The following is a 9,374-nucleotide window of genomic DNA, read 5'->3' on the forward strand; positions in this document are numbered from 1 at the left end:
GATCCTCTGGAGCGGCCTCTCACGGGTGAGCAACCGCTTAGTAGCTTCAGCTGAGGAGACGCTAGGAGCCCTGGCACCCGGTGTCAACGCCACCGGGCCCCAGGGCTCCCAGGTCGTACGGATCTTCCTCGGTCAGCGCACCAGCAGGTCGAGCAGGCGCTCCACCTCGGCCTGCGGATCGGCCGTCAGCCCCGTGTGGACCGGGCCCGGCTGCACCACGGTGCTGCGCGGCGCGATCAGCCACCGGAACCGGCGCCCCGGATCGTCCCCGGCTGCCTGGCCGGCGCGCTCGCCACCGCTGCACAGGCCCTCGACGGCGTGCAGTGCGGCCCGTACGCCCGCGATGTCGGCCCCGGGGTCCAGGGCTCGCAGCTTGGCCTCGTCGAGGTGGGTGCGCGCGGCGACGTAGGACTTCGCCCGGCAGTAGACGATCACGCCGGCGTTGAAGCACTCGCCGCGCTCCACGCGGGGCACCACACGCACCAGCGCGTACTCGAACACGTCCCGCTTGATCACTCGCTGTCGCTCTTCTTCTTGGTCTTGTGGGGCCATTCGGGCAGGTGGTCGGTCAGCCAGCCCGGCGGCTTGGACGGGGCCTTGACCTCTGCCTCCATGGAGATCCTCTCGTGGATCGTCGCCGCTCGCGCCAGCAGCGCGTCCACGTAGGCCCCGCGCAGCGCGTCCGTCGAGTCGAAGCCGGGCTCGTCGACCAGCCACTCGTCGGGGACGTCGGCGGCGACCTCGGTGAGCAGCTCCCTCGTGACCAGCGGCGCGAGCGCCTCGGCGGCGGCCGCGATGTCCGGGCCGAAGGGCGCCAGCACGTGGTCCGAGGCGTTGTAGGGCTTGGCGGCCGCGCTCTGGGCGGTGGGCCAGTTGTGGTGCCAGATCATGGTGGCGCCGTGGTCGATGAGCCAGACGTCCCCGTGCCACACCAGCATGTTGGGGTTGCGCCACGACCGGTCGACATTGTTGATCAGGGCGTCGAACCACACCACGCGCCCCGCCTCGGCCGGGTCCACCTGGTACGCGAGCGGGTCGAAGCCGATCGAGCCGGGGAGGTAGTCCATGCCGAGGTTCAGCCCGCCGCTGGCCTTGAGCAGCTCCTGCACCTCCTGGTCGGGCTCGCCGAGCCCGATGACGGGATCGAGCTGCATCTGCACCAGCCTCGGCACCCGCAACCCCAGCCGCTGGGCCAGACGGCCGCAGATGACCTCGGCGACCAGGGTCTTGCGCCCCTGACCGGCCCCGGTGAATTTCATGACGTAGGTCCCGAGGTCGTCGGCCTCGACGATTCCGGGAAGCGAGCCGCCCTCACGCAGGGGCGTGACGTAACGGGTCGCGATCACTTCGGACAGCATCTGCCCAGGTTAAGGGTGTCGGCGCGCGCGATCCCACTGGTTAAGCAGCGCTTCGGTGGTGGTGATCGCGGCGACGAGGGAGAGGGAGTTGCGGATCACCTCGCCCGTGTAGGCGGCCGGGACCCCGCAGATGGCGTCCGAGGGGACCACGACCCGGTAGCCGAGGTTGACGGCGTCGAAGACCGTGTTGGGCACCGCGATGTTGGAGGAGACCCCGGTGACGACCAGCGTGCGGATGCCGAGGTTGCGCAGCAGCGGGTCGAGGTCGGTGCCGGCCATCGGCGAGAGTCCGTGCAGGCGGCGTACGACGAGGTCCTGCCCGGCCACCTCGACGGGGGCGGCGACCTCGACCGCCGGGGTTCCGCGCAGCTGGCGCACCGGCAGCTTCCCGGCGGCCCAAAAGAGCCGGGCGTTGGCGTTGGACCCGAGCCCGTCGGGCCTGCGTTCGGCGACCGCGTGCAGCACCTGCACGCCGGCCCGGTGCGCCGCCGCGACCAGCGCGGCCACCCGGTCCAGCATCCCCGACTCCCGGGCCTCCTTCGCCAGTTCGGGCAGCGCGCTCTCGGCTCCGACCACGCCGTTCTGGCATTCGACGGTGAGCAGCGCGGTGGTGGCGGTTTCGGGTGCGGGCACGAGTTCCGGCATGGCTCCCCCTGGCGTGACGACCATCGATCCCGCATGATTCCTGACAGTCAGTCAGATGTGAAGGGGTGCGGGACGCATGGACGGGACGCGCATGGACAAGGGCCAGCGGCGGGGCCGGCGCATCATGATGACCGACGGGGAGGTGGACGCCTTCCTGCGCGAGCAGCGCACCTGCCGGGTGGCCACGGTCTCCGCCGACGGGCGCCCGCACGTGGGCGCCCTGTGGTTCGCCTGGGACGGCCGGTCGCTGTGGCTGTACTCGATCACGCGCAGCCGCCGCTGGTCGGACCTGCGGGCGGACCCGCGGATCTCGGTGGTCGTGGACGCGGGCGAGGCGTACGACGAGCTGCGCGGCGTCGAGCTCTCCGGCACCGCCGTCTTCGTCGGCGAGGCCCCGCGCACCGGTGAACCCTGTCCGGAACTCGCGGAGCCGGAGCGGCTGTTCCCGGCCAAGAACTTCGGTATCGCGCAGATGCCGCACGACGGCCGGCACGCCTGGATCAGGCTCACTCCGGAATCGGTCGTCTCCTGGGACTTCCGCAAGCTGTAGGGCCGTCCTGGAGACCGAGCGCGGCCGTGCGCAGGGCCTCGACGGCGGCCCGGATCGAGGGCCGCCGGTCGGCGTCGGCCCGCCAGAGCGCGTACACGTGGCGCTGGACGGCCTCCCGGACGGGCAGCAGCCGGACTCCTTCGGGGACCGGTCCGCGCCCGAGCCGCGGTGTCACGCACACCCCGAGGCCGGCTTCCACGAAGGCCAGCTGCGTGTGGTGCTCCTCGGCGATGTGCGCGACGCGGGGCTCGATGCCCATGTCGCGCAGGGTGAACACCAGCCACTCGTGGCAGAACTGGCCCTCGTTCCAGGAGATCCACTCGTCGGCGGCGAACTCCGCGAGGGAGACCTCGCTCCGCCCGGCCAGCCGGTGCCCGGCCGGGACGGCGACGTCGCACGAGTCGTCGAGCAGGTGCGTCCGGGTGAGTTCGGCGGGCACCGGCATCCGCTTGTTGTACCAGTCGATGGCCAGCGCCAGGTCGATGTCACCGCGCACGACGGCCGCCATGGAGTCCTCCGGCGCCTGCTCCCGGGCCCGCGGCCGCAGTTGCGGATGCCCGGCCCGCAGGGCGGACAGGGCGGGCGGCAGCAGGCCGCGCATCGCGGTCGGGAAGGCTCCGATGCCCAGCTCCCCGACGGCGCAGCCGCGCTGGGCCTCGACATCGGCCTGCGCGAGTTCCACCTGCGAGATGATCCGCGCGGCGTGCCCGGCGAGCAGCCGTCCCGCGTCGGTGAGCCGGACCCCGCGCCCGTTCTTCGCCAGCAGCGGCTGCCCGACCTCACGTTCCAGCTTGGCCATCTGCTGCGAGACGGCGGAGGTGGTGACGTGCAGTCCGTCCGCCGCGCCGCTGACCGAGCCGTGGCGGGCGAGGGCGTCGAGGGTCCGCAGGCGCTCCAGGTTCAACACATAAGCAATGCTACGGCGTCACCGCCAGGAAATTTCGCTTGTTCTAATGTTTCTTGGGCGCCAGAGTTGACCCCATGAGCGCACCGGCCACCATCCGTTCCGTCCCCACGACCACCTCCGCACCCGCCCGGCGGGCCCGCGCCCTCGACTGGCGGGTACGGTTCGCCGTCCTCTCGGTGATCTGGGGATTCAGCTTCCTTCTGATCAAGGTGGGCACGGAGGGCTACGCGCCCTTCCACGTCGCACTGGGCCGGGTCCTGTCCGGGGCGCTCGCCCTCCTCGGCGTGATGCTGGTCCGCCGCGAGCCGCTGCCCCGCGGCCGGCGCACCTGGGCCCACCTGACGGTGAGTGCGCTGCTGCTCAACACCGCGCCGTTCTCGCTGTTCGCCTTCGCCGAGCAGAGCATCCCGTCCGGTCTGGCGGGCATCTGCAACGCCACGTCGCCTCTGTGGGGCATGGCGCTCTCGCTGGTGGCGCTCTCGGAGGACCGCCCGACCCGCCGCCGTTTCGCGGGGCTGGGGCTCGGCTTCCTGGGGGTCTTGACCGTGCTCGGCGCCTGGCAGGGGTTCTCCGGGGTCGATGCCACGGGCGCCGCGCTCGCCCTGCTCGCCTCGCTCTGCTACCCGGTCGGCTGGATCTACGTGCGCCGCACTCTGGCGGGTACGCCGGGGTCGCCGGTGGCGATGACCGGGGCCCAGCTCATGGTCTCGACGCTCCAGTTGCTCCTGGTCAGCGCGCTGTTCACCCCGGCGCCCGCCGGGTTCCCGCTCTGGCCGTCCCTGGCGGTGGCCACCCTGGGCGCCCTCGGGACGGGCGTGGCCCTGCAGATGCAGTACGGCCTGGTGGCGGAGGTCGGCCCGACGACCGCGCAGATGGTCACGTACTTCGTCCCCGTCATCGCCACCACCGCGGGCGTCCTGGTCCTCGGCGAGCAGCTCCACTGGACCACCCCGGTCGGCGCGGCCGTCATCCTGGCCGGCGCCGCCCTCACCCAGGCCCGGCCCTCGTCCGGCGCCGAACGCTCCTGACGCCCCGTGCCGCGGGGGCGCCGCCCGCGACCCCGGGCGGGGAGCCGTCCGCAGCTCCCCGCCCGGCGCCGGTCAGCCGAACCGGCCCCCCGCCACCGGTCTGACCGCCGCGGCGACCGCGTCGGCCAGGCCCGGCAGTTCACCGGGCCCGAGCTGGGACACCGTCACCCGCACCCCCGGCCCGCTCTCCACCCGGAACCGCGCCCCCGGCGCGACGGCCCACCCGGCTCCCAGAAGCCGGGTCACCGTCCCCGTCTCGTCGGCGACGGGCACCCACACGTTCATCCCGCTGCGCCCCTGCGCGCGCACCCCGCGCTCCGCGAGCGCCGCGACCAGCCCGTCCCGCCGCTCGGCGTAGGACCGGGCCACCGCGGCCGGGTCCACCTCGCCCGAGGTCCACAGTTCCACCACCGCGTACTGGAGCAGCCGGCTCACCCACCCCGGTCCCAGCCGCTGCCTGCCGCGCACCCGGTCCATGGTCACCGCGTCGCCGGTCAGCACCGCGAGCCGCAGGTCCGGCCCGTACGCCTTCGCCGTCGAGCGGACCAGCGCCCAGTGCCGGGTCGCCCCGCCCAGGCAGTTGAGCGGCAGGTCCACGATGCCGTGGCCGTGGTCGTCCTCCAGGACCAGTACCTCGGGGTGCCCGGCGAGGAGTGCGCGCAGCTCGGCCGCCCTGGCCGCGCCGACCGCGGCGCCCGTAGGGTTCTGCGCGCGGGCCGTCACCAGCAGCGCCCGGGCCCCCGCGGCCAGGGCCCGCGCCACCGACTCCGGGTCCGGCCCCTCGTCGTCCACCCGCACCGGCAGCAGGCGCAGTCCGAGGGCCGCGACCAGGTCCAGCACGCTGCCCCAGCCCGGGTCCTCCACCGCCACCGCGTCACCCGGCCTCACGTGGGAGGCGAGCACCCGCTCGACGCCGTCCAGGGCGCCCGAGGTCACCGCGATCTCGCCGGACGGCACCCCGTCGGCGTCGAAGCCGGCCCTGGCGAGGCGGCCCAGTTCCGGCGCCACCGGGTCGTCCCCGTACAGGGTCGGCGCCTTCGCGTACCGGTCGGCCGCGGCGGCGAGCGCCCCGTCCAGCCGGGGCAGCAACGACACGTCGGGGTTGCCCGACGCCGCGTCGCGTACGCCTTCGGGAACGTCCGTGCGCAACTCGTCGCGGGGCGCGCTCGCGGGCCGGGCCCGTACGCGGCTGCCGCGCCGCCCGTCCGTTTCGATGACCCCGCGCTCGCGCAGCGTGCGGTAGGCGGCGGCGACGGTGTTGGGGTTCACCCCCAGCTGCCCCGCCAGTTCGCGCATCGGCGGGAGCAGCGCTCCGGGCGCCAGGGCGCCCGAGCCGACGCCCTTCTCGACGCTGGCTGCGATGTCCGATGCGCGACGCCCTGCGATCCGATACTCTCCTAGCACAAAGAACATTATGCACTAGTACAACGGAGTTCGCACCATGAGCGTCACGCCCGTCACCGAGCCGACCGAACAGCCGGGGGACCCGGCGACCGAGCCGGCGATCGAGTCGGCGACAGCGGATGCCGCCTCGGCCGGCTCGTACGCGCCCACCGGGCGCACCGTCCCGTCCCGTTCCCGGGAGCGGGCGCGCTACGACCGCGAGACGGTCCACTCGATACTCGACCAGGCCTACGTCTGCCACCTCGGCTTCGTCCGCGACGGCGCGCCGGTGGTACTGCCGACGCTCTTCGGCCGGGTGGGCGACCGGCTCTACATCCACGGTTCGACGGGCTCCCGCCCGCTGCTCGCCGCTGGGAAGAGCGACCCGGGGCTGCCCGTGTGCGTGACGGTCACGCACGTCGACGGCCTGGTGCTGGCCCGCTCCGCCTTCCACCACTCCCTCAACTACCGCTCCGTCGTGGTGCACGGCACCGCCTACCAGGTCACCGACGAGGAGGAGTGCCGCATGGCGCTCGACGCCCTCGTCGACCACGTCGTACCGGGCCGCTCCGCCGACTCCCGGCCGGCCAACGCCAAGGAACTCGCGGCCACTGCGGTGATCCGCCTGGATCTCGACGAGGTCTCCGCGAAGCTCCGTACCGGCGGCCCCAACGACGACGCCGAGGACCTGGACCTGCCCTACTGGTCGGGCGTGGTCCCGGTCGCCCCGGCGTACGGGGCTCCGGTCCCTGCCGACGACCTGGCTCCCGGCATCGCCGTCCCCGGCTACCTCGCCGCGCTCTGAGCCACCGGGGCGGGCCTGGCCTCCACCGGCCCGCCCGCGGGTCGCCGCGCCTCGGCGGCGATCAGTGCACCGATGGCCGTCAGCAGCAGCACGGTCCCCAGCACCACGGCGCCCGTCAGCCGCTCCCCCAGCACCAGGACGGCGATCGCCGCCGCGCTGACCGGCTCGATCAGCATGATCACGGACACCGTCGCGGCCCGCACGGCGGCCGCCCCGGTGAAGTACAGGGCATAGGCCAGGGCCGTCGGCACCAGGGCGACGTACACGAGCAGCCACGCCACCCGCGCCGGTTCGGCGGTGTGCGGAAGCAGCCCCTCCATCACGGCGAGCGGCAGCAGGCACACCGCGCCGACCCCGACCGACCAGGCGGTGGTGACGAGCGGGTCCCCGCCCTCGCCGCGCTGCCCCAGCCACCGTGCCCGCAGGGTCATTCCCGCGTAGCCCGCCGCCGACAGCAGCGCCCAGCCGACGCCGAGCGGCCGCACCTCGCCGCCGCCGCTGCCCAGGACCAGCACGGCGAGGCCGGCCAGCGCCCCGCCGACGGCTGCGGCCCCGCCCCGGCCGAGCCGCTCGCCCGTCCAGTACCGCGCGCCGAGCGCGATCAGCACCGGTCCGGCGCCCAGGGTGACCACGGTGCCGACCGCCAGGCCGGTCTCCCGCACGGCGCCGAAGTACGCGGCCTGGAACACGGTGAACATCAGGCCGGTCCCGATCAGCGACGGCACCGAGGGACGGGGCGCGGCCGGCGCGGGACGGCGGCGGACGGCGAGCACCCCCGCCAGGACCAGGAGGCCGCCCGCACTGCGCCAGAACGAGACGGCGAGCGGGCCGAGGTCACTGGCCAGGAAGAGGAGGGAGGCGGCCGCCCCGGCGGTGCCCCAGGCGGCTCCGGCGATGACGAGGTACAGCAGACTGCGCCCGGCTGCGGGCGAATGGTTCGACACAGGTGTCTCCGCGCATGCGTGAAGGATGAGGAAAGCCGGTCATCGCTTCGCGGGCAGCGCGGACCCGCCCGGGTCACTCCCGGGACGGGACTGTCGCGTGAGGGCCGCCCGCGCTAGGCGGCGGGAGGCGGAAGCACAGCGGTCGAAGGCATGAGGTCACACTAGACCGTCGTCGCTTCGCGGTCCACGGCGGCCGGCTCGGGGGCCGCCGGCGGGGTCGGGCGCGAGGACTGCGCGATGAAGGCCCCGCCCAGGACGAGCGCGCCGCCCAGGGTCTGCCAGGTGGAGAGGTGCTCACCCAGGAGCACCCAGGCGAGCACGGTCGCCACGACTGCCTCCAGGCACGCCACGACACCCGCGACCTGCGGCGACAGCTTGCGCACGGCGACGACGCCGGTCAGGTAGGCGAACACGGTGGCGATCAGCACCACGAAGGCGAGCAGCACCGGCGCGGGCACCGTCATGTCACCCATGACCGCGTCACCGGCCAGCACCTGCCAGTCGATCTGCCACGGCCGCGCGATCACGGTCATGACCAGCGTTCCGATGAGCATGCCGAAGGCGATCACGCCGAGCGGGTCGGGCACGTCGCCCTCGTCACTGCCCTGGTCAGCGAAGACGAAGTAGCAGGCCTGGCAGCAGGCGGCGGCGAGACCGAGCAGCACACCGAGCGGGTCCAGGCTGAGCCCGGCCCAGATCTCCACGACACAGGCCAGTCCGACGACGGCCACCGTCGCGCCGGCCGCCGCGGCCCGGGTCACCGGCTTCCGCTGCACGAACCGGATGTAGCCGAGGAGCAGGCACGGCCCCAGGTATTCCAGCAGCAGGGCCACGCCGACCGGGATGCGGGAGAGCGAGGCGAAGTAGAAGGCCTGCACGCCGGCGACGGCTATGAGCCCGAAGCCGGCCAGCAGCAGCGGCTTGCGCCGCACCAGATCGCGGTGGCGCCACGCCAGCGGGGACAGCACCAGCGCCGCGCCGGCCACCCTCAGCCACACCATGTGGAGCGGGTCCAGGCCCGCCTCGATCAGCGGCTTCGCCGCGACGCCGGAACCACCGAACGCACACGCCGAGATCAGGGCCAGGCCCAGTCCGGCGTTCTTCCCTGACGCTTGCATGGAGCCATCATGGCAGCGCCGAACAGGAGTATCACTCGAGTGACACCTGTTGAGACGGGCCGGGGACCGGGCCGGCGGCAGCCTCCTTTTCTGACAGGTCGTCAGTATTGAATGTTCCGGTCGCCGGGGCTACGTTCCGCGCACGTACCCGACGAGAAGGGGTGGTCGCATGGCCGAAGTCACCGCGGAATCACGCATCGAGGCGTCCGCCGCGAAGGTCTGGGCGCAGCTGACGGACTGGGACGCGTACGGCCAGTGGAGCATGACCCACACCGACTTCCCGAAGGGCGGACCGCAGACCCTCGCGGTCGGCTCCACCTTCGCCGAGAACATGAAGATGATGGGCTTCCCTGCCGAGGTGCTGTGGACGGTCTCGGAGCTGGAGGACGAACGCCTCTTCGCCATCACGGGCAAGGGCCCGATGGGCGTGGCCGTCCTCACCCGCTACACCCTGGTCCCGGACGGCGGCGCCACCACCGTCCGCATCGACGGCGAGTTCACCGGGGCCGCCGTCTCGCTGATGGCGGGCAAGCTCAAGGACTCCGCGACCGCCGCCCTGAACGAGTCGCTGCGCAAGCTGTCGGCGCTGGTCGCCTGAGCGGTCCCGGGCACACGCGCCGGCGCGCCCCACGGGAG

The 9,374-nt window shown here is 73.4% G+C and carries 11 protein-coding genes; 4 read left to right on the forward strand and 7 right to left on the reverse strand.

Going from position 1 to position 9,374, the window contains the following annotated elements; all coding sequences use genetic code 11:
• Positions 1 to 132: 132 nt before the first annotated feature.
• The 3 genes from ACIA6C_RS28775 to ACIA6C_RS28785 are packed head-to-tail and all read right to left on the reverse strand — an operon-like array spanning position 133 to position 2,003.
• Positions 133 to 516 (reverse strand): DUF3037 domain-containing protein, encoded by a 384-nt coding sequence (locus ACIA6C_RS28775; RefSeq protein WP_399280195.1) that lies wholly within the window; start codon positions 514 to 516, stop codon positions 133 to 135.
• Positions 513 to 1,358, reverse strand: coding sequence for a HipA family kinase (locus tag ACIA6C_RS28780; protein ID WP_399280197.1), 846 nt, complete (start codon positions 1,356 to 1,358; stop codon positions 513 to 515). The genes ACIA6C_RS28775 and ACIA6C_RS28780 overlap by 4 nt, the downstream gene beginning before the upstream one ends.
• 9 nt (positions 1,359 to 1,367) lie before the next feature.
• Positions 1,368 to 2,003 carry a cysteine hydrolase family protein gene (locus ACIA6C_RS28785; RefSeq protein WP_399280199.1) on the reverse strand — a complete coding sequence of 212 codons (636 nt, stop codon included), beginning with the start codon at positions 2,001 to 2,003 and terminating at the stop codon, positions 1,368 to 1,370.
• Between the two features lie 91 nt (positions 2,004 to 2,094).
• On the opposite strand from ACIA6C_RS28785, the gene ACIA6C_RS28790 reads away from it, so the two are divergent.
• The gene (locus tag ACIA6C_RS28790) at positions 2,095 to 2,553 is read left to right on the forward strand and encodes a pyridoxamine 5'-phosphate oxidase family protein (protein ID WP_361137677.1); all 459 of its coding nucleotides are present in this window, start codon (positions 2,095 to 2,097) and stop codon (positions 2,551 to 2,553) included.
• Here ACIA6C_RS28790 and ACIA6C_RS28795 read toward each other — a convergent pair.
• Positions 2,510 to 3,460: a LysR family transcriptional regulator gene (locus ACIA6C_RS28795; RefSeq protein WP_399280201.1), complete on the reverse strand. Its 951-nt coding sequence runs from the start codon at positions 3,458 to 3,460 to the stop codon at positions 2,510 to 2,512. The two genes, ACIA6C_RS28790 and ACIA6C_RS28795, sit on opposite strands and share 44 nt — an antisense overlap.
• A gap of 74 nt (positions 3,461 to 3,534) precedes the next feature.
• On the opposite strand from ACIA6C_RS28795, the gene ACIA6C_RS28800 reads away from it, so the two are divergent.
• Complete coding sequence (locus ACIA6C_RS28800) at positions 3,535 to 4,488, forward strand: DMT family transporter (RefSeq protein WP_399280203.1); 954 nt, start codon at positions 3,535 to 3,537, stop codon at positions 4,486 to 4,488.
• A 72-nt stretch (positions 4,489 to 4,560) separates the two neighbouring features.
• On the opposite strand, the gene ACIA6C_RS28805 is transcribed toward ACIA6C_RS28800, so the two are convergent.
• A complete protein-coding gene (locus tag ACIA6C_RS28805; RefSeq protein ID WP_399280205.1) occupies positions 4,561 to 5,892 on the reverse strand; it encodes an aminotransferase class I/II-fold pyridoxal phosphate-dependent enzyme in 1,332 nt (443 codons plus the stop codon).
• Positions 5,893 to 5,929: 37 nt separating this feature from the next.
• Here ACIA6C_RS28805 and ACIA6C_RS28810 point away from each other — a divergent pair, with 37 nt between their 5' ends.
• On the forward strand, positions 5,930 to 6,676 hold the full coding sequence (locus ACIA6C_RS28810) for a pyridoxamine 5'-phosphate oxidase family protein (RefSeq protein ID WP_399280207.1): 747 nt from the start codon (positions 5,930 to 5,932) through the stop codon (positions 6,674 to 6,676).
• Here ACIA6C_RS28810 and ACIA6C_RS28815 read toward each other — a convergent pair.
• Positions 6,658 to 7,620 (reverse strand): DMT family transporter, encoded by a 963-nt coding sequence (locus tag ACIA6C_RS28815; protein WP_399280209.1) that lies wholly within the window; start codon positions 7,618 to 7,620, stop codon positions 6,658 to 6,660. The genes ACIA6C_RS28810 and ACIA6C_RS28815 overlap by 19 nt on opposite strands.
• A 161-nt stretch (positions 7,621 to 7,781) precedes the next feature.
• Complete coding sequence (locus tag ACIA6C_RS28820; RefSeq protein ID WP_361137653.1) at positions 7,782 to 8,738, reverse strand: EamA family transporter; 957 nt, start codon at positions 8,736 to 8,738, stop codon at positions 7,782 to 7,784.
• A 169-nt stretch (positions 8,739 to 8,907) separates the two neighbouring features.
• Between ACIA6C_RS28820 and ACIA6C_RS28825 the strand changes: the two genes are divergently transcribed.
• Complete coding sequence (locus ACIA6C_RS28825) at positions 8,908 to 9,336, forward strand: SRPBCC family protein (RefSeq protein WP_361137654.1); 429 nt, start codon at positions 8,908 to 8,910, stop codon at positions 9,334 to 9,336.
• Positions 9,337 to 9,374 lie beyond the last annotated feature (38 nt).

Origin of the sequence: Streptomyces sp. NPDC051578 (assembly GCF_044454045.1) — a bacterium.
Taxonomy (GTDB): domain Bacteria; phylum Actinomycetota; class Actinomycetes; order Streptomycetales; family Streptomycetaceae; genus Streptomyces.